This window comes from Pararhizobium sp. DWP1-1-3, assembly GCF_049896125.1.
In the GTDB taxonomy this organism is placed as follows: domain Bacteria; phylum Pseudomonadota; class Alphaproteobacteria; order Rhizobiales; family Rhizobiaceae; genus Pararhizobium.
The window spans coordinates 43627-63334 of sequence record NZ_JAFCTR010000015.1 but is presented as its reverse complement, the minus strand read 5'-3'; the positions used below and the strand labels follow the sequence as shown (position 1 = coordinate 63334).

General features: G+C 59.8%; 14 protein-coding genes. 3 read left to right on the top strand and 11 right to left on the bottom strand.

From position 1 onward, the window contains the following. Positions 1-8: 8 nt before the first annotated feature. From ACP7BS_RS24090 to ACP7BS_RS24080, 3 genes are all read right to left on the bottom strand, one after another. Positions 9-971, bottom strand: coding sequence for a lysylphosphatidylglycerol synthase domain-containing protein (locus ACP7BS_RS24090; protein ID WP_426240115.1), 963 nt, complete (start codon positions 969-971; stop codon positions 9-11). A gap of 102 nt (positions 972-1073) precedes the next feature. Further along, positions 1074-2462, bottom strand: coding sequence for a M20/M25/M40 family metallo-hydrolase (locus ACP7BS_RS24085; protein ID WP_426240114.1), 1389 nt, complete (start codon positions 2460-2462; stop codon positions 1074-1076). 204 nt (positions 2463-2666) lie between these two features. After that, entirely contained in the window at positions 2667-3098 is a 432-nt protein-coding gene (locus ACP7BS_RS24080) for a MarR family winged helix-turn-helix transcriptional regulator (RefSeq protein ID WP_426230823.1), read from the bottom strand. A 1028-nt stretch (positions 3099-4126) separates the two neighbouring features. Here ACP7BS_RS24080 and ACP7BS_RS24075 point away from each other — a divergent pair. The 3 genes from ACP7BS_RS24075 to polA all read left to right on the top strand — a co-directional run bounded on the left by ACP7BS_RS24075 (position 4127) and on the right by polA (position 8690). Then, entirely contained in the window at positions 4127-4768 is a 642-nt protein-coding gene (locus ACP7BS_RS24075) for a hydrolase (RefSeq protein WP_426230822.1), read from the top strand. 44 nt (positions 4769-4812) lie between these two features. Next, positions 4813-5502 (top strand): hydrolase, encoded by a 690-nt coding sequence (locus tag ACP7BS_RS24070; RefSeq protein ID WP_426230821.1) that lies wholly within the window; start codon positions 4813-4815, stop codon positions 5500-5502. Between the two features lie 161 nt (positions 5503-5663). Beyond that, entirely contained in the window at positions 5664-8690 is a 3027-nt protein-coding gene (polA, locus tag ACP7BS_RS24065; RefSeq protein WP_426240113.1) for a DNA polymerase I, read from the top strand. Between the two features lie 125 nt (positions 8691-8815). Here the strand turns inward: polA and ACP7BS_RS24060 are convergent, their stop codons facing one another. The 8 genes from ACP7BS_RS24060 to ACP7BS_RS24025 form a co-directional block, all read right to left on the bottom strand. Further along, positions 8816-9457: a TetR family transcriptional regulator gene (locus ACP7BS_RS24060; protein ID WP_426230819.1), complete on the bottom strand. Its 642-nt coding sequence runs from the start codon at positions 9455-9457 to the stop codon at positions 8816-8818. A 49-nt stretch (positions 9458-9506) separates the two neighbouring features. Beyond that, entirely contained in the window at positions 9507-12644 is a 3138-nt protein-coding gene (locus tag ACP7BS_RS24055) for a multidrug efflux RND transporter permease subunit (RefSeq protein WP_426230818.1), read from the bottom strand. An 11-nt stretch (positions 12645-12655) separates the two neighbouring features. After that, positions 12656-13945, bottom strand: coding sequence for an efflux RND transporter periplasmic adaptor subunit (locus ACP7BS_RS24050; protein ID WP_426240112.1), 1290 nt, complete (start codon positions 13943-13945; stop codon positions 12656-12658). A 237-nt stretch (positions 13946-14182) separates the two neighbouring features. Further along, a complete protein-coding gene (locus ACP7BS_RS24045) occupies positions 14183-15184 on the bottom strand; it encodes an ABC transporter ATP-binding protein (RefSeq protein ID WP_426240111.1) in 1002 nt (333 codons plus the stop codon). A gap of 70 nt (positions 15185-15254) precedes the next feature. Beyond that, a complete protein-coding gene (locus ACP7BS_RS24040) occupies positions 15255-16310 on the bottom strand; it encodes a Gfo/Idh/MocA family protein (RefSeq protein ID WP_426230815.1) in 1056 nt (351 codons plus the stop codon). Continuing rightward, positions 16310-17149, bottom strand: a complete 840-nt coding sequence (locus ACP7BS_RS24035; protein WP_426230814.1) for a carbohydrate ABC transporter permease — start codon at positions 17147-17149, stop codon at positions 16310-16312. The genes ACP7BS_RS24040 and ACP7BS_RS24035 overlap by 1 nt, the downstream gene beginning before the upstream one ends. 12 nt (positions 17150-17161) lie before the next feature. After that, entirely contained in the window at positions 17162-18112 is a 951-nt protein-coding gene (locus ACP7BS_RS24030) for a carbohydrate ABC transporter permease (protein ID WP_426230813.1), read from the bottom strand. Positions 18113-18400: 288 nt separating this feature from the next. Beyond that, positions 18401-19660 (bottom strand): ABC transporter substrate-binding protein, encoded by a 1260-nt coding sequence (locus tag ACP7BS_RS24025; protein WP_426230812.1) that lies wholly within the window; start codon positions 19658-19660, stop codon positions 18401-18403. Positions 19661-19708: the final 48 nt, after the last annotated feature.

The following is a 19708-nucleotide window of genomic DNA, read 5'->3' as shown; positions in this document are numbered from 1 at the left end:
GGCCAAGCTCAGGCACCGTCTTTTTCGCCAGCCTCGGCCTTGCGGCCGGCAAGGAACTGTCCCCGTTCGAAAATCACCACGACGGTGAGCGCAATCAGAAATGGAACGATCAGGTAGAACAGGCGGAAGATGGCAAGCCCTGCGAGAACCCCGGCCGGGTCCATTTCAGGCAGTGCGGCGATAAACACCAGCTCCAGCACGCCGAGACCGCCTGGCGCATGGGAGAGAAGCGCTGCGGAAAACGAGGCCAGAAACACTCCGAGAATCACCATGTAACCTGGGTTTCCGGCTTCGGGCAGGGCGAAATAGATGATGCCAGCGGCTGCGATCAATTCGACGGGAGCAATCACCAATTGGCGCAACGCTAATGAAGGTTTCGGATATTCCAGCCGGAACCAGCGGGTGTGGAGCGGCTGGAACCCGACGAGGCTGCCGACGATGTAAAGTGAAATCAGCGCCAGAATGATCAGACCGGTGGAAATGGACGCGCCGATCGGCAGGAAGGTGGCGAAACGGGCGGTAATTTCGGGCTCGACCAAAAGCACGATGGCTGCGAGCATCAGCGTGCCGAGCGCGAATGTAAACGAGCAGAAGGCGACTAGAATGCCGGTCTCTCCGGCCGTGAGCCCCTTCGATCCATAGGCCCGGTAGCGCACGACAGCGCCGGAAAAGACCGAGGCGCCGACCGTATGCGACAGCGCATAGGCCGTAAAGGAACACACGGTAATGAACCAGAGCGATATTTTGTGGCCGAGATGCTCGAGCGCCAGGTGATCATAGGCCGCCAGCGCCGCATAGGCGGCCAGCGTCGCAGCTCCGGCCAACAACCAGCTTTTCAGCGATACCGCTTCCAGGCTCGCCATGAAATCGGCGGCCGAAAGGCCGTGAAGCTCATGATAGAGACCATAAAGCGAAAACACGATCGCGGCGAGACCTATCAACGGCCAAGCGAGTTTGCGTACCGTTTTCATGAGGCTATTATTCTTGAATTCTGTAGCTGGCAAAATGTCATCTGCACGAAAAGAACACCCCCGACCGGCCCGGTCAAGGGTGCTAACCGTTAACGTTGGCACTTAAACCGCGAGCGCGTCGAGAATCCGGATCCACGAACGGATGCCCTTGTGGAAAGACTGAAGCTCGTACTTCTCGTTCGGCGAGTGAATGCGATCATCCGAAAGGCCAAAACCCACCAGCAGCGATTCCATGCCGAGCATCTTCTGGAAATCGCCGACGATCGGGATCGAGCCGCCCATGCCGATCAGAACCGCAGGCTTTGGCCATTCATCGGAAAGAGCCGATTTTGCCGTGTTCAGAAGCGCCGAGTCGTAAGGCAGCTGGATCGCCGGAGAGCCGCCGTGCTTGTGAAACTCCACCGAGCAATCGGCGGGGATTTTCGAAGTGACATAGGCGCGGAATGCGGCTCGAATCTTTTCAGGGCTCTGTGCGCCAACGAGGCGGAAGGAAACCTTGGCGGACGCCTGCGCCGCGATCACGGTCTTGAACCCTTCGCCGGTATAACCACCCCAGATGCCGTTGACCTCGGCCGTCGGCCGGGCCCAGGTCAGTTCCATGACCGAACGGCCCTTTTCGCCCGACGGGATCGACAGGCCGATTTCGCCGAGGAATTTTTCCGTCGTCATGCCCAGTGTGTCCCAGGCGGCCTTGATCTGCGTCGGCGTTTCCTCGACGCCTTCATAGAAACCGTCCAGCGTGACGCGGCCCGTCTCATCGTGCAGCCCGGCAAGGACCTGCGACAGGATATGGATCGGATTGGCGGCTGCACCACCGAAATAGCCGGAATGCAGATCACGGTCGGCGGCGGTGATGACGATCTCCTCACCGACGAGGCCGCGCAGGCCAGCAGAGATCGCCGGTGTATCGCGGTCCCACATATTGGTATCGCACACCAGCGCGTAGTCAGCCTTCAGTTCGGCTGCGTTCGCTTCCAGGAAGGGCTTCAGCGATGGCGAACCGGATTCCTCCTCACCCTCGAACAGAATGGTGACTTCGCAGGGCAACGCAGCGTTGACATCCTTGAACGCGCGGCAGGCCTCGATGAAGGTCAGGAGCTGGCCCTTGTCGTCAGCCGTTCCACGCCCCGTGATGACCTTGCGGCCGCCATCCAGTTCCTTGATCGATGGCTCGAATGGAGCGGTGTCCCAGAGATTGAGCGGATCGACCGGCTGGACGTCGTAATGGCCATAGAACAGCACGTGCGGCGCACCGGCCTTGCCGGCCGCGTGATGGGCAACCACCATCGGATGACCGGGCGTGTCACGCACCGATGCTTCGAAACCCAGGCTGGTCAATTCGGCGACCAGCCATTCCGCCGCCTTGCGGCATTCCGCCTTGAAGGCCGGATCGGTGGAGATCGACTGGATGCGGACCAGATCGAAAAGCCGCTCCAAGCTTTTTGGGAGATTGTGGTCTGCGCGGGTGAGAATGCTGGCCGTGTCTGTCATGTCGGAATCCTTGTTGTCGCGGCGGAACCTACTGCATAATTCCGTAAATCGGAATCGATTTAAGGGAGAGTTTTGCAGCAAGTTAAATGCTGCAGCGGCCTCACGCGTCAGGAGATGATGCGCGGCGCAGTCGGCAAGGACTGGCGACGCTTTCAGCAAATACTTTGATTGAAGATGATCATCATGCCAGAACGGAAAAAGGTGTCAGTTCTGCGCACCATTGGCGATCGCCATACGCATATATTCGAGCATGAGTTCCCGCTCGAAATGGCGAAAACCGGATAACAGGGATTGATCTGCGGCAAGTGCTGCCTCTTTTGCCTCCTCCTCCATTTCCCTGGCCTTGGTGGTCAGGAAAATCTGCTGCGCGCGCCTGTCGGTCGGGTGCTTCTTGCGCAGGACCAATCCGTCCCGTTCCATCCGCGCCAGAGTATTGGCCATCGTTGCCTGCTCGATATCGAGGCGGTCGAGCAACTGTTTCTGAGTCAGCCCCTCTTCGCTCCACAACTCCAGGAGAACCGGAAACTGACCGGGTGCAAAGCCGAGTTTCTGGCCTCTCTCCTGCAGGGCGCGGGAGAAGCTTTTCGCCAGAAGGCTGGACAGGTATGTTGCTGAATCCATACGGTCGAAGGCCATGTCTATGGGTACCTCTCCCCAAGCTGGAACACAAGTTACATTGCGGGCGATGGACCGGCAGGCAACACGATTTCACACGGATGTGATGCTTGCCTTAAGCACATACAAAAACCGCCATGGCGGAGGCGGGGCCACGGCGGTTTTTGTTATGAATTGGACAAAGGCCCGGAGAGGGGGATAGGCCTTTGTCCTTACATCTGACTTCGGCGGGGGACAGGCCTTGGACCAGATGACGGCGCGTTCAGGTGCCGTTGGTTATCATTTGTGGTGCCAAATGTGGCTTTTCAAGGGACTCCTGCGACCCGGCGCATTACAAATTGGTAACGTTCCTGTGAGGGCCCTCACTTTTTCTTTTGCGAATGTCCATGCTCCTCGAAACCGGCTGTGTCAGCGACCAGAAGCCGCCACATTCCCACTCACCGTCTGTCTCGATGAGGCGGCTTGCTGGAAGCCTGCAATCGATTGAACTTGCAATATTCGTCTGTACGGAAATCCGGAATCGCACGCCGAGGAGGGTAGCCCGTGCAAAGGCTGTGTGAATGACCCCCTCCCTCGAGCGCAATCGGGTAGGATAGACACCAGCCTGCCCGCGTGCATATCGTCTCTGACCATGAATGCCGGGAACTGGCGGTCGCTGCCGCCACGAAGCGCTGCAAAACGCAGTGTCACCGCAAATAGCCTGTCGCAATGCTGGATGAGACGAACCCCGGGGGCGCTCTTCCAACCGCATTATGCACCGGTTAAGCTTGGATTCCGCTTGCCGAGTTTTCGAGCGGCGGCAGTAAGCTGCCCTGTTCGATCAGAAAGACAACGAACCAAGGTCGTTAAGTCCTGCCTGAACTTGATTGTCCTGTTTTCAGGACAGAGCAATCCGAAATGCCGGTCTACCGCCATTGCCGTTGCGGCAGTATTTTCGTCCTGACACGTCGCCTACCATTTCGCCCATCGGGAAAAACGGCTCGCACCCCGGGCGATGAAGGCAAAGCCTTCAAATTATAAAGCGAGCCTTGAACGGAAGGAAACAAGCCATGACCAGCGAAACGATCCGCGATCCCGCCCGTGATCACCTGCTCACACCGCAGAATTCCGCCTTTATCATCATCGATTATCAACCTGTGCAGGTGAACTCGATCGCCTCCATGGACCGGCAATTGCTCGTCAATAACATTGCCGGCGCCGCCAAGGCCGCAGTCGCCTACGGTCTGCCGATCGTGCACTCGACCGTCAACGTCAAGACCGGCCTCAACAAACCGCCGATCTCGCAAGTCAGCAAGGTTCTACGCGAATATCCGACCTATGATCGCACCACGATCAACTCGTGGGAGGATGTGGAATTCAGACAGGCCGTTGAGAAGACCGGCCGCAAAAAGCTGATCATGACGGCGCTTTGGACGGAGGCCTGCCTGACATTCCCGGCGCTCGATGCGCTCAAGGAAGGTTACGAGGTCTATGTTCCCATCGATGCCGTCGGCGGCACATCGGTCGCGGCGCATGAAGCCGCTCTTCGCCGCATCGAGCAGGCGGGCGGCCAGATGATCAGCGTGCCCCAGCTGTTCTGCGAGCTGCAGCGCGACTGGCAGCGTTCCGCTACCGTACCCGCCTTCATGAACCTGTTCATCGAAACCGGAGGAACCGCCGGCATCCAGTTTTCATACGACAAGGCCGACTGAACGCTACGCTTGAACCCACCCAACATCCCCGAAAGGACTTTTCCATGACAACGCCAAATACCATCGCAAACTTCAACGGCCAGAAACCGGTGATCGATGCCGACGACGCCGTGATGCTTTTGATCGACCACCAGAGCGGCCTCTTCCAGACCATCGGCGACATGCCGATGCCGGTCCTGCGAAACCACGCTGCTGCGCTGGCCAAGATGGCCACGCTCTGCAAGATGCCGGTGATCACCACGGCCTCCGTCCCGCAAGGCCCGAACGGCCCGCTGATCCCCGAAATCCACGCCAACGCCCCGCACGCGACCTACATCGCCCGCAAGGGTGAGATCAACGCCTGGGACAATGCCGATTTCGTCGCCGCCGTGAAGGCGACGGGGCGCAAGACACTGATCATCGCGGGCACCATCACCAGCGTCTGCATGGCTTTTCCGGCGATCGCCGCGGTTCATGACGGCTACAAGGTCTTTGCGGTGATCGACGCATCCGGCACCTATTCGAAAATGGCCGAGGAGATCACGCTCGCACGTGTCGTCCAGGCCGGTGTCGTGCCGATGGACATGGCCGCTGTGGCCTCGGAGTTGCAGAAGACCTGGCACCGTGACGATGCACAGGATTGGGCGGAAATCTACACCAAGATCTTCCCGGCCTATCAGCTGTTGATCGAAAGCTACGCCCGGGCTCAACAGGTCGTGACCGACCACGAGCAGCTCGACTCCCAGCGCGGCTGACAAAAAGCGCGCGGCAGGTCATTAGCTTGCCGCGCGCCTTTGAAGAGCAGGGCCTCTGCCACACAATTCAGCGGCAAAACGTCAAGCAACCGGTTAAAATTTCTCGCCGCTCGGGAATGAAATATGGACGGCCATCGCGGCCCGCGCTATCCCTTGTCGCCATGAAAAAAGGTGATCATCTCTTCCTCGTCGACGGCTCCGGATTCATTTTCCGGGCGTTCCACGCCATCCCGCCGCTCAACCGCAAATCGGATGGCCTGCCGGTCAATGCCGTCTCTGGTTTCTGCAACATGCTGTGGAAGCTTTTGACCGATGCGCGCGACACGTCCGTTGGGGTAACACCGACCCATTTTGCGGTGATTTTCGACTATTCGTCGAAGACCTTCCGCAACGAACTCTACGACCAGTACAAGGCGAACCGCACAGCGCCGCCGGAAGATCTGATTCCGCAATTCGGGCTGATCCGGCATGCAACACGCGCTTTCAACCTGCCCTGCATCGAAAAGGAAGGTTTTGAGGCCGACGATCTGATCGCCACCTATGCACGGATGGCGGAGGCAACGGGCGCCGATGTAACGATCATCTCGTCCGACAAAGACCTGATGCAGCTCGTCACCGCCAATGTGTCGATGTATGACAGCATGAAGGACAAGCAGATCTCGATCCCGGAAGTGATCGAGAAATGGGGCGTGCCGCCGGAAAAAATGATCGATCTGCAGGCGATGACCGGCGACAGTACCGACAACGTGCCCGGCATTCCCGGTATTGGACCGAAAACGGCGGCGCAGCTGCTGGAGGAATTCGGCGACCTTGAAACTCTGCTTGCCCGCGCCGGTGAAATCAAGCAGCAGAAGCGCCGCGAAAACATCATCGCCAATACCGAGCTTGCGCGGCTATCGCGGCAATTGGTGACGCTGAAGACCGACACGCCGATCGACGTGCCGCTTGACGATTTCGAGCTGCATGCGCAGGACGGACCAAAACTCGTCGCCTTCCTGAAGACCATGGAATTCACCACGCTGACCCGCCGGGTCGCGGCGGCGACCGAGACGGATGCGGATGCAGTCGAGCCGGCAACCGTCCCGGTTGAATGGGGCGCGCAGGCGCATGGACCGGATCTCGACAAAGGCGAACTCGCCTCCCCGTCTTCCCCGTCCGCCTTATCGTCCGCGAAATCATCGGCGGCTGGGAGTGCTGCGGCTGCGGCGGCATCTCTGGGCGCCATCCCCGACAACGGGCCGCTGGCTGCGACACCGCAGGCTTTGGCGCAGGGCCGTGCAGAACTTTTTGCAACGGCCAAGATCGACCACAGCGGCTATGTGGCTATCCGCGATTTGGCGACGCTCGACGCCTGGATTGCGGCTGCCCGCGAGACCGGCATTGTGGCCTTCGATACCGAAACCACGTCGCTCGACGCGATGCAGGCGGAACTCGTAGGCTTCTCTCTCGCCATCGCTGACAACAGCAAGAACCCGTCGGGCACCGATATTCGCGCCGCCTATGTGCCGCTGATCCACAAGACCGGCGGCAACGATCTTTTCAGCGATGGGGTGAAGCTCGCTCCGGACCAGATTCCGGCCGCAGCCGCGCTGGAGCGGCTGAAGGACCTTTTGGAAGACCCATCGGTCCTCAAGATCGCCCAGAATCTCAAATACGACTACCTAGTGATGAAGCGCCACGGCGTCAGTATCGTCAGTTTCGACGATACGATGCTGATGTCCTATGTGGTCGATGCCGGCGCCGGTACGCACGGCATGGATTCGCTGTCGGAAAAGTGGCTTGGCCATCAGCCGATCCCTTACAAGGATGTTGCAGGCAGCGGCAAATCTGCCGTCAGCTTCGATTATGTCGACATCGAAAAGGCTACCGCTTATGCGGCTGAGGATGCCGATGTGACGCTGCGGCTCTGGCAGGTGCTGAAACCGCGCCTGGCTGCCAAGAATCTCAATGCCGTCTATGAGCGCCTGGAGCGGCCGCTCGTGCCGGTTCTGGCGCGCATGGAAGAACGGGGCATTACCATCGACAGGCAGATCCTGTCGCGGCTCTCTGGCGAACTGGCGCAGGGTGCCGCCGGTCTCGAACACGAAATTTACGCGCTCGTCGGCGAGAGCTTTAATATCGGCTCACCAAAACAGCTGGGCGATATCCTGTTCGGCCGCCTTGGCCTGCCCGGCGGCGCCAAGACCAAGACCGGGCAATGGTCAACCTCGGCGCAGGTGCTTGAAGAACTTGCCCTGGAAGGCCACGAACTGCCGCGCAAGATCGTCGATTGGCGCCAGCTGACCAAACTGAAATCCACCTATACCGACGCCCTGCCCGGCTTCGTGCATCCGGAGACGAAGCGCGTCCACACATCCTATGCGCTGGCCGCCACGACCACGGGACGTCTCTCCTCCTCCGAGCCGAACCTGCAGAATATTCCGGTACGCACTGCCGAAGGCCGCAAGATCCGTACGGCTTTCATCTCTACGCCAGGCCACAAGCTGGTTTCGGCCGACTACAGCCAGATCGAACTGCGGGTGCTTGCCCATGTCGCCGAAATCCCGCAGCTGAAACAGGCCTTTGCCGATGGCATCGACATTCATGCGATGACCGCATCGGAAATGTTTGGCGTGCCGGTCGAGGGCATGCCGAGCGAGATCCGCCGTCGCGCCAAGGCCATCAACTTCGGCATCATCTACGGCATATCGGCCTTCGGCTTGGCCAACCAGCTGTCGATCGAACGCTCGGAAGCCGGCGAGTATATCAAGAAGTATTTCGAGCGCTTCCCCGGAATTCGCGACTATATGGAAAGCACCAAGGCGTTTGCCCGCGAAAACGGCTATGTCGAAACCATCTTCGGCCGCCGCGCACACTATCCGGACATCCGTTCCTCCAATCCCTCGCACCGCGCCTTCAACGAGCGCGCCGCGATCAACGCACCGATCCAGGGCTCGGCCGCCGACATCATCCGGCGTGCGATGGTGAAGATGGAGCCGGCATTGGAACAGGCCGGCCTGTCTCAGCGCGCCCGTATGCTGCTGCAGGTCCATGACGAATTGATCTTCGAGGTCGAGGATGCCGATGTCGAGCGAACCATCCCGCTGGTCGTCTCGGTGATGGAAAACGCGGCAATGCCGGCGCTCGACATGCGGGTGCCGCTGAAGGTCGATGCGCGGGCTGCCCATAATTGGGACGAAGCGCACTGACGGCAGCCGCGACATACGGCTGGTTCGCTACGGTCCCTGTGCGTCGGGCAAGTGGAAATCGACATCGGCACCACGCGGACCCTTTGCCGGCAACCCGTTATGTGGTCACTGACCGGCGCAAGCGTTCAGGAAACGGCGGGCGTCTCGGCAATTGCCGGGAATTGCCTAAAACTGTTGAACAGCCGCTTCAGACCGTCCTTGCCTTCCGCCGCCAGATCGAAACGGCGGCCAAACAGAAGCCACTCGCTGCAGAGCCCCTCCATCATCCAGCGCAGCGCCCTTGTGGCGGATTGCGGTGTCCAGCTTCCGCTGAGGAAACCCTCGGTGCGGGCCCTGTCAAAAGCGCTATCGAGCATGACCGTATGCCGGTCATCGACCTCCTGCTGTTTTTCCAGAACCGGCAACAGGTCGTCACCATATGGACAGCGCAGGAGAATGGTGAAAATCCGCTGGCGATGCTCGTCTGCCGCCAATTCTTCCAGCCAGGCTCCCGCCGATTTTTCGATATAGCAGAGCACGTTGGCAGCTGGCTGCTCGACATCGCGTTCGATCATGTCTTCCAGCGGCAAGTTTACGGTGTTGTAAAGCTCGAGGAAAAGATCCGTCTTGTTGGAAAAATGCCAATAGATCGCGCCGCGCGTTACACCGGCCGCCTTGGCCACATCGTCGAGCGACGCGGTGGAAACGCCTTTCTCGAAGAAAACCCGCTCTGCCGCGCTGAGAATGCTGTTGCGCGTTTCTTCCGCCTCGGCCTTGGTTCTGCGCATGACGCCTCCTGACTTAAGAAAAGGCCCGCCTTTCGGCGGGCCGCTTCCATTACTCTGCCGGTGTGACTGCGGTTTCCGCACCGATCGGCTTCAACGTCGTTCTCTTGAACAGCTTCATGATGAACACGAAGAAGACAGGCACGAAGAAGATCGCCAGCACGGTCGCCGAAATCATGCCACCCATGACGCCGGTACCGATGGCGCGCTGGCTGCCCGAGCTGGCGCCCGTGGCAATCGCCAGCGGCAAAACGCCGAGGGTAAAGGCGAGCGACGTCATCAGGATCGGGCGGAAGCGCAGATGCGCCGCCTCGATGGTGGCATCCAGCAACGGTTTTCCAGCCTCCATCTGCTCCTTGGCGAACTCGATGATCAGGATCGCGTTTTTCGCCGATAGCCCGATAATCGCGATCAGGCCGACCTTGAAGTACACGTCGTTGGGCATGTCGCGAAGAGTCACGGCCAGCACTGCGCCGATGACGCCAAGCGGCACCACCAACATCACCGCCACCGGGATGCTCCAGCTTTCATAGAGCGCTGCAAGGCACAGGAAGATCAGCAGGCAGGCCAGCCCCACCAGAAGCGGTGCCTGGGTACCGGATGCGATTTCTTCACGCGACTGGCCCGTCCACTCATAGCCGAAGCCGGGCGGTAGCTGAGCGAACAGACGTTCCATTTCGGTGATCGCTTCACCGGAGGAATAGCCGGCATTGGCCTGGCCGCTGATCGGAACGGACGGATAACCGTTATAGCCGACCGTCTGGGTCGGGCCGCTCGTCCACTCAATGCTTGCGAAGGCCGACAACGGCACCATGCCGCCATTTGAGTTGCGCACATTGAGCTTCAGAAGGTCGGCCGTCTGCATACGCCGGTTCTCGTCAGCCTGCACCGTCACACGCTGCAGACGTCCGGCATTCGGGAAGTCGTTGACATAGGACGAACCGAGATTGGTCGAGATCGTCGAGTTGATGTCGGCGAAGGCAACGCCGAATGTGTTGGCCTTCTCACGGTCGATGAGCAGGTTGACCTGTGCCGCATCCGGAAGACCATCAACACGAACGCCAGAGATGACCTGGCTTTGCGCGGCAAGGCCCAGAAGCTGGTCACGCGCTGCCGCAAGTGCCGCAGATCCCTGCCCGCCGCGATTCTGCAGGCGGAACTCGAAGCCGTTGGAGGTGCCAAGACCCTGAATCGGCGGCGGCGACAGCGCGAAGCTGATCGCATCCTTGATCTGCGACATGGCGCCCGATGCACGCCCCGCAATGACGGAGGCAACATCGTTTGGCCCACGCTCAGACCAGTCCTTCAGCGTCACGAAGGCGAGGCCGGCATTCTGGCCGGTACCGGAGAACGAAAAGCCGCTGATGGCGATGATGCGGTCGACGGCGGGTTCCTTGCTGAAGATCGCTTCCGTCTGCTCGATAACCTCGGTGGTGCGGTTTCCGGTGGCTTCCGACGGCAACTGCATGCTGACGATGACGAAGCCCTGGTCTTCATCCGGCAGGAAGGAAGACGGCAGCTGCATGAACAGATAGGCCAACCCGCCAAGCAGCACGACATAGATCAGCATGAAGCGCCATGTTCGCGTGACCATGCCGGCAACCCAGCCGCTATAGCCGTGCGAAGCCTTGTCGAAGCCACGGTTGAACAGGCCGAAGAAGCCGCGCTTGGTGTGATGATGGCCCTTTGGAACCTGCTTGAGGAAGCTGGCGCATAGTGCCGGCGTCAGCGTCAGGGCCAGCAGTGCCGAGAACAGGATGGAGACCACCATGGTCAGCGAGAACTGCTGGTAGATGACGCCGACGGCACCGGGGAAGAAGGCCATCGGAATGAACACGGCCGACAGAACCAGCGTGATGCCGATAACGGCACCCGTAATCTGCTTCATCGCCTTGCGGGTCGCTTCCTTCGGCGTCAGTCCTTCCTCGGACATGATGCGCTCGACGTTCTCGACGACGATGATCGCATCGTCAACAAGAATACCGATGGCAAGCACCATCCCGAACATCGTCAGAACGTTGATCGAAAAGCCCATGGCGAGCATAGCCGCGCACGTACCCAGGAGAGCAACGGGAACGACCAGCGTTGGGATGATGGTGTAGCGGATGTTCTGCAGAAACAGGAACATCACCAGGAACACCAGCGCCACGGCTTCGAGCAGCGTATGCAGAACCTTTTCGATCGAGATCGCCACGAAGGGCGACGTATCGTAAGGAACGGAATATTCCACACCTGCCGGGAAGAAGGTTGCCAGTTCATCCATACGCGCCTTGATAGCCGTGGAGGTAGCAAGCGCATTGCCGGTCGGCGTCAGCTGTACGCCGATAGCGGCGGACGGCTTGCCGTTCAGGCGTGTCGAGAAGCTGTAATCCTGACCGCCGATCTCGATGCGAGCGACGTCACGCAGGCGGACGGCGGAGCCGTTGAGGTTGGCACGCAGGATGATCGCCCCGAACTCTTCAGCCGAGGTGAGCTGGCCCTTGATGAGGACCGGGGCACTGATCTGCTGGGTGATCGGGTTCGGCTGGGCGCCGATGCTGCCAGAAGCAACCTGGGCATTCTGCGCGGTGATCGCTGCATTGATGTCGCCGGCCGTCAGGTTGAGGCCACGCATCTTGTCCGGGTCGAGCCAGATACGCATAGCGCGTTCGGTCGCAAACATTTGTGCCCGGCCGACGCCTTCGACACGCTGGACTTCGTTGAGTACGTTACGGCTGAGATAATCGCCCAACGAAACCGCGTCCATGGATCCGTCCGTGGATGTGAGCGCCAGGATCATCAAAAAGCCGGATCCAGCCTCTTCAACCTCGATGCCCTGCTGGCGTACGGCATCCGGAAGGCGCGCCTCGACGCGGCGAACGCGGTTCTGCACGTCGATCGAGGCATCGCCTGAATCCGTGCCCGGAGTGAAGGTCACGCTGATCGACACACTGCCAGCGGCGCTGGAGGTGGACGAGAAATACTGCATGCCTTCGATGCCGTTCAGCTCATTTTCGATGAGCCGCGTCACACTCTGATAGGTTTCCTCCGACGACGCGCCGGGATAGCTGGTGTTGATGGAGATCTGCGGCGGCGCAACGTTCGGATACTGCGAAATCGGCAGCAACGGCAGCGCAATGATACCGGAGATCATGATGAAAAGTGCGACGACCCACGCAAAGATCGGCCGGTCGATAAAGAAACTAGGCATCGATCAGATCCTCACTTCGCCTGTTCGGCGGGCTTGGCGTCTTCGGCCGGCTTGGCGGCAGCGCCGTCCGTGCCCGTCTTTTCAGCAGCAGGCGTTGCGTCGGCCGGTTTTGCATCGGCAGGCTTCGCTTCGGCTGCAGGTTTGGCATCGGCAGACTTCCAGTCCGCCGGCTCAACGGGCGCGCCTGGGCGAACCTTCTGGAAGCCCTCGACAATGACCTTCTCACCGGCCTTCAGACCGTCGCGGATGATCCACTGATCGCCAAGAACGTGACCGGCAGACACGGTGCGCAGTTCGGCCGTCTTGTCGTCTTTCACGACATAGACCTGCGCATTGCCCGACGTATCGCGCTGCACGGCCTGGGTCGGCACGGCTATGGCGTTCTTTTCGACGCCCTGCTCGACCAGTACGCGCACATACATGCCAGGCAGGAGATCGCCGTCCGGGTTGGGAAATTCGCCGCGCAGCGTTACCTGCCCGGTCGTCTCGTCGACGGCTGCTTCCGAGAACAGCAGCTTTCCGGCATGCGGATAGGCGCTGCCGTCATCCATGAGAAGATTGACCTTGGCTTCGTTCTTGTCGCCCGCCAATGCACCGTCCTGCAGCGCCTTGCGCAGGCGAATGAGGTCGGTCGCGGATTGGGTAAAGTCGGCGTAGACAGGATCGAGCTGCTGGATCGTTGCGAGGTTTTCCGAGCCATTGGCGCTGACCAGCGCACCTTCGGTAATCAGGGCGCGGCCAATACGGCCGCTGATCGGGGCCGTCACATTGGTATATTGCAGATTGAGCTGGGCGCTCGCGAGGCCCGCCTCAGCAATCGCCACATCGGCATCGGCCTGCGCTAGCTGTGCGATCGCGTCATCATAGGTCTGACCGGTGGCGACGCCGGACTTCTTCAACTGCTCCTGGCGATCGGCCGCCTGCTTGGCCTGCAGCTGGACGGCTTTGGCGCGGCGCAGCGTGCCTTCGGCGCTTTCGACCTGAACCTGGAACGAGGCCGGATCGATCCGGTAAAGCACGTCGCCGGCGTTCACATGCGAGCCCTGCTCGAACACGCGCTCGATGACGATACCGGTGGCGCGTGGGCGCACTTCCGAGATGCGGGTCGCGGCGATACGCCCCGGCAGATCGTTGGTGATCGGCAGCGATTCGGTCTTCGTTGTGATCACCGAGACCTGCGGCGGCGGGTACGACGGAGCCGCCTGCTTCTCGCTGTCTTCCTTTTGGCATCCTGAAATAATCATCAGGGCAGCCGCTGTTGCAGCCAATATCGGTCGGTTCATCCGCATCTTTGGTTCCATACGCAAAGTCCAGCCGCACGGCTGACCGTCTTTCTTCAAAGAGATCAGCTGCTGCTGGAAGTTCATGAAAATCAATGTGATACGCAGGATTTCCGGGACAAAACCACCGACGCATCAATTATACAAACAGATACGTATGTTAAAATCCGAGGCAGCGCAAGCCGATGATGCGGCGCACAATGAAACGTTACCGAACGATAATTTTCGTCAACGTTCGGATACAATCCCGTTTCAGAATCAGCGCAAAACCCGGTCGTCGGCACCAAAGCGATGCATCGCCGCCTTGTCCGGGCTCGCATAGACGATGTCATCGACATCATATTGATGTTCGCCGAACAGGCGGACAGTCAACAGCCCGGTGACCTCGGTTTCCAGGTAGAGAATCGTGTCGGCACCGAGATGCTCGACATGGATGACCTTGCCCTTCCAGTCGCCGTTTTCGCGCGACAGCGTGATGTGCTCCGGCCGGATACCAATGGTCTTTACCTGCCCCTCGCCCAGCCTGCCGGCTTCGACGAAGTTCATCTGCGGCGAACCGATGAAACCGGCGACGAAGGTGTTTGCCGGCTTGTTGTAGAGCTCCATCGGCGAACCGATCTGCTCGATCTGGCCGGCATTGAGAACGACAATCTTGTCGGCCAGCGTCATCGCCTCGACCTGGTCATGCGTCACATAGATCATCGTCGCTTTCAGGCTGCGGTGCAGGCGGGCGATCTCAAGGCGCGTGTTGACCCGCAGTGCCGCATCGAGATTGGACAAAGGTTCGTCGAACAGGAAAAGCTTCGGTTCGCGCACGATGGCGCGGCCGATGGCGACGCGCTGGCGCTGGCCGCCGGACAGTTCGGCCGGACGGCGGGCGAGGTAAGGCTCCAGCGACAGCATGCCGGACGCCTTGGCAACCTTGGCATCGACTTCCGCCTTCGGCGCGCCCATCTGCTTCAGGCCAAGGCCCATATTGTCCTTCACCGTCAGGTGCGGGTAGAGCGCGTAGGACTGGAACACCATGGCAATGCCGCGCTTGGCAGGCGGCGTGTTGACCACTTCCTGTCCGTCGATCTGGACACTGCCGGATGTCGCGTCTTCAAGACCGGCGATGACGCGCAAGAGGGTCGACTTGCCACAGCCGGACGGCCCGACGAAAATGACGAATTCGCCATCCTTCACCTCGAGGTCGATACCCTTGAGAACTTCGTGATTGCCGAAGGCCTTGCGGATGGATTTCAGATTCAGTGATCCCACGTGAGGCGCCTTTTCGTTGTCGCATATGCCTTTCGTCCCGCTGACATGCAGCGGAACGCGACATGCTTCGTTAGAGTTTGACCGGCTGGCCGGTACGGACGCTCTCATCGGCCGCAAGGCAGATGCGCAGCGACTGGACGGCATCGTCCATATGTCGTTCGAGATTGATGTTTTCGGTGATGGCTTTCAGTACATAAGCCTGCTCGAGATCGCAGAGTTCCTGGTGTCCCGGCTCGCCATCCATCTTCAGGTCTTCGTCCTTGTGAACGAATTTACCGTCCGCACCGGTTTCTGCCTTATGAACGCGAATGACGGCCGTCTTCGTGTGCGTGTCGATATCGTCGGATTTGGCATTCGGATCCATGACGATGGAAACCGAACCATTTGGAGACATCACGTCCTTCACGAAAAAGGCGGTCTCGGAGATCATCGGCCCCCAGGCTGCTTCGTACCAGCCCAGTGACCCGTCTTCGTAGAGCACCTGCAGATGGCCGTAATTGTACATCGAGGGTGCAATCTCATTCGACAGTCGCAGGCCCATGCCGCGCACTTCGACGGCCTTGGCATCGGTGATCTGGCACATGACATCGACATAGTGCACGCCGCAATCGACGATCGGCGGTGTGGTTTCCATCAATGACTTGTGCGTCATCCATGTCGGGCCGCTGGACTGCTGATTGAGGTTCATGCGGAAAACATAGGGGCCACCGAGCTTGCGAGCCTCGGAGATCAGCCGGATCCAGGACGGATGGTGACGCAGGATATAGCCGACCACCAATTTCCTGCCGGCCTTCTTCGCGGCAGCCACGACGCGCTCGGCATCGGCGACCGTCGTTGCCAGCGGCTTTTCGATGAAGACGTCGCAGCCTGCTTCGAAAGCCATGACGGCATAATCGGCATGGCTGTCGGAATAGGTACAGATCGAGCAGAGATCGGGCTTCAATTCAGCGAGAGCCGTCGCGAAGTCCGGATGGATCGTGTAGCCGCCCAGTTCCGGCGCCAGCACTGGCTTCGAGCGATTGACGAGGCCGACGATCTCGAAGCCGGGATTGTTGTGATAGGCCAGCGCATGGCTGCGGCCCATATTGCCGAGACCGGCGACCAGGACGCGAACGGGTTTGCTCATTACTTGACTGCTCCTGCGGTAATGCCGCGGATCAGCTGCCGCGAGAAGATGACGTAGAGAATAAGAACAGGGAAAATCGCCAGCGACAATGCGGCGAGAACCGCGTTCCAGTTGGTAACGAACTGGCCGATGAACACCTGGGAGCCGAGCGTGACGGTCTTGGTGGCTTCGCCGGGCGCGAGGATCAGCGGGAACCAGAGGTCATTCCAAATCGGGATCATCGTGAAGACGGCAACGGTTGCCATGGCCGGACGGACCAGCGGCAGGACGAGCCGGAAGAAGATCGCATATTCCGACAGGCCATCGATACGGCCGGCATTCTTCAAGTCATCCGAGACCGAACGCATGAATTCCGACAGGATGAAGATCGCAAGCGGCAGCCCTTGAGCGGTGTAAACCAGGATCAGTGCCGTCAGCGTGTTGACCAGACCGGCGGCGACCATGCCCTGCAGGATGGCGACGGTGCCCAGCCGGATCGGGATCATGATGCCGATGGCGAGATAGAGCCCCAGCAGCGTATTGCCGCGGAAGCGATATTCCGACAGCGCGAAGGCCGCCATGGCGCCGAACAGCAGCGCAAAGAAGATCGAGACGACCGTGACGATCAGGCTGTTCTGGAAATAGCCGACGAAATCGCCCTGTTTCAGCACCGTCGTGTAACCGATCAGGCTGAACGTTTCCGCCGTCGGCAAAGACAGCGGCGTGCGGAAGATCGCGTTCTTGTCTTTCAGCGAATTCATGATCGTCAGGACGACCGGAAACAGCGCGATCACGGTATAGCCGGCCAATGCCAGGTGAACGAAGCCGGAGCGCAGTGGCGAGATGCGTGCTTTTGACATGATCCGTTCCCCTTAGAACTGGTAGCGGCGAACGCGCCGCTGGATGCCGAAGAGATAGAGCGAGACGCCGGCAAGGATGATCAGGAACATGACGGTGGCGATCGTCGCGCCCATCGAACGGTCACCCAGCTGCAGCTGGAAGCCAAAGAAGGTGCGGTAGAGCAGAGTTCCAAGGATGTCTGTCGCCCCATCCGGCCCGGCAAGCGCGCCCTGCACCGTGTAGATCAGGTCGAAGGCGTTGAAGTTGCCGACGAAGGTCAGGATCGAGACCATGCCGATCGCGGGCAGGATCAAGGGCAGCTTGATCTTCCAGAACTGGCTCCAGCCAGTGATCCCATCGCATTCGGCAGCTTCGATCACCTCGTCCGGGATGCTGAGAAGGGCGGCATAGATGAGCATCATCGGAATGCCGACATTCTGCCAGACGGAGATCAAGGAGACCGTGATCAACGCCGAGCCCGGCTTGCCGAGCCAAGGTCCGAAGAAAGCCTTCAGACCGACGAGGTCCATGAAGAACGGCGTAATGCCCCAGATCGGCGACAGGATCAGTTTCCAGATGAAGCCGACGATTACGAAGGACAGGATCGTCGGCATGAAAATCGCCGTCCGATAGAAAGTCGCGAGCCGGAGCTTGGGGATCGACAGCATGGCGGCGAGCAAAATGCCAAGCGGATTTTGCACCAGCATGTGGATTGCGAAGAAGATGAAATTGTTCTTCAGCGCCCGCCAGAAATCGGCGGCCCAGCGCTCGTCTCCGAACAGGACCTGAAAGTTGGCAAGTCCGACAAAGGTGGATTGGCCGTCGACCGTATTGAACAGCGACAGGCGCAGCGTTTCGATCAGCGGCAGGATCATCACAGCTGAATAGACGATGAAGGCTGGCAACAGGAAAACAAGGATATGCCAGCGTCTCGGCCGCGCCGAAATTTGCATGCTGTCCTCAGACGATATGGCGCTGCTCATGGCTTCTGCCGCTCCGACCCGTTTTTCGTCGATCGCCGCGATATGCGGCAAGGCCTGCGCTGCCGGTCCCCGCCGCGCATGCCATCACCAGCAAGCCTGAAGGCGCTGGCTGGATGTGATTTCAGATTACACGATTTTGCGCTCAATGCGCCGGCGTCTGCATACCTCCCCCTTGCGGGGGGAGGTCGCGCGGAACGCGCGGGTGGGGGTGATCCATTGCCGAAGCAAAAGTTCACCCCACCCCGGCACTACGTGCCGACCCTCCCCCTCAAGGGAAGGGTAAATTCGTTACTTGGCAGGCTTGTACCAGCTGTCGAGGCCCTTCTGCAGCTTTTCGGCGGCAACTTCCGGCGTATCGGTGCCGTTGATGACGTTGGCCGATTCAACCCAGGTCTCGTTCTCGAGGTTCGGAGTGCCGCGCGACAGGATCTGGTAGGTCGAGCGGATGGTCGGCTTGCACTTTTCGCGCCAGGAGACGAATTCCTGCGCGAGCGGATCGGCCATCTTTACCGGCGTCGAGTTCAGGCTGAAGAAGCCGGGCAACGAGTTGGCATAGATGTCGGCGAATTCCGGAGAAGCGATCCAGGTGAGAAGCTTCTTGGCTTCTTCCGGGTGTGCGCTCTTGGCATTCAGGCCAACGCCGATGTCGTTGTGGTCGGAGATGTAGCAAGCATCGCCTGCAGCCTTAACCGGCGGCGGGAAAGCGCCCATCTTGAACTGAGCCTGCGTGTTGAACAGGCCGATTTCCCACGAGCCGGCCGGGTAGATGGCGGCGCGGCCGAGCGTGAACAGGTTCTGGCTGTCCGGATAGGTCTGGGCTTCGAAACCGTCGCCGAGGTAATCCTTCCACTTGGCAAGAACCTTGTAAGGCTCGACCCAATCGGCGTCAGTCAGCTTCTGCTCGCCCTTGATGAGAGCGGCGCGGCCTTCTTCACCCTTCCAGTAGGTCGGGCCGATGTTCTGGTAGCCCATGGTTGCGGCTTCCCAGAGATCCTTGGTGCCCATGGCGAGCGGGATGTAGGTGCCGTCAGCCTTGATCTTGTCGAGGGCTGCGAAGAATTCGGCTTCCGTCGTTGGGATGGCGATGCCGAGCTTATCGAAGGCATCCTTGTTGTAGATGAAGCCATGGATAACCGAGGCCATCGGTACGCAGAAAGCGGCCGAGCCATCGTCCGTCGTCCAGGCGGACTTGGCGACCGGCGAGAAGTTCTCCATGCCGGCGAGACCGGTCAGGTCAGCCAAATGCTTCTTGTTGTAAAGTTCGAGCGAGGCGTCGAACGGACGGCATGTGACGAGGTCACCAGCCGAACCGGCATCGAGCTTGGCATTCAGCGCTGCGTTATACTCGGTCGGCGCGGTCGGTGCGAAGACGACCTTGATGCCCGGGTTCTTGGCTTCGAACGCCGGGATCAGCTTTTCCTGCCAGATGGTCAGGTCGTCGTTGCGCCAGCTTTCGATCGTCAGTGTGACGTCTTCGGCATGCGCCAGCCCGGCGGAGCCGAGGATGCTGGATGCAAGCAGCAGGCCTTTCAAGGTAGTGCGGGTCATTACGTTCTCCCTCATTGTGCGCCATTTTTGGCGCGGTTTTAAAACCCT

Bases quoted from the DNA above. Each gene is read 5' to 3' on its own strand.
- ACP7BS_RS24090 (WP_426240115.1), bottom strand. From the start codon at position 971: ATGAAAACGGTACGCAAACTCGCTTGGCCGTTGATAGGTCTCGCCGCG.
- ACP7BS_RS24085 (WP_426240114.1), bottom strand. From the start codon at position 2,462: ATGACAGACACGGCCAGCATTCTCACCCGCGCAGACCACAATCTCCCA.
- ACP7BS_RS24080 (WP_426230823.1), bottom strand. From the start codon at position 3,098: ATGGCCTTCGACCGTATGGATTCAGCAACATACCTGTCCAGCCTTCTG.
- ACP7BS_RS24075 (WP_426230822.1), top strand. From the start codon at position 4,127: ATGACCAGCGAAACGATCCGCGATCCCGCCCGTGATCACCTGCTCACA.
- ACP7BS_RS24070 (WP_426230821.1), top strand. From the start codon at position 4,813: ATGACAACGCCAAATACCATCGCAAACTTCAACGGCCAGAAACCGGTG.
- polA (WP_426240113.1), top strand. From the start codon at position 5,664: ATGAAAAAAGGTGATCATCTCTTCCTCGTCGACGGCTCCGGATTCATT.
- ACP7BS_RS24060 (WP_426230819.1), bottom strand. From the start codon at position 9,457: ATGCGCAGAACCAAGGCCGAGGCGGAAGAAACGCGCAACAGCATTCTC.
- ACP7BS_RS24055 (WP_426230818.1), bottom strand. From the start codon at position 12,644: ATGCCTAGTTTCTTTATCGACCGGCCGATCTTTGCGTGGGTCGTCGCA.
- ACP7BS_RS24050 (WP_426240112.1), bottom strand. From the start codon at position 13,945: ATGGAACCAAAGATGCGGATGAACCGACCGATATTGGCTGCAACAGCG.
- ACP7BS_RS24040 (WP_426230815.1), bottom strand. From the start codon at position 16,310: ATGAGCAAACCCGTTCGCGTCCTGGTCGCCGGTCTCGGCAATATGGGC.
- ACP7BS_RS24035 (WP_426230814.1), bottom strand. From the start codon at position 17,149: ATGTCAAAAGCACGCATCTCGCCACTGCGCTCCGGCTTCGTTCACCTG.
- ACP7BS_RS24030 (WP_426230813.1), bottom strand. From the start codon at position 18,112: ATGAGCAGCGCCATATCGTCTGAGGACAGCATGCAAATTTCGGCGCGG.
- ACP7BS_RS24025 (WP_426230812.1), bottom strand. From the start codon at position 19,660: ATGACCCGCACTACCTTGAAAGGCCTGCTGCTTGCATCCAGCATCCTC.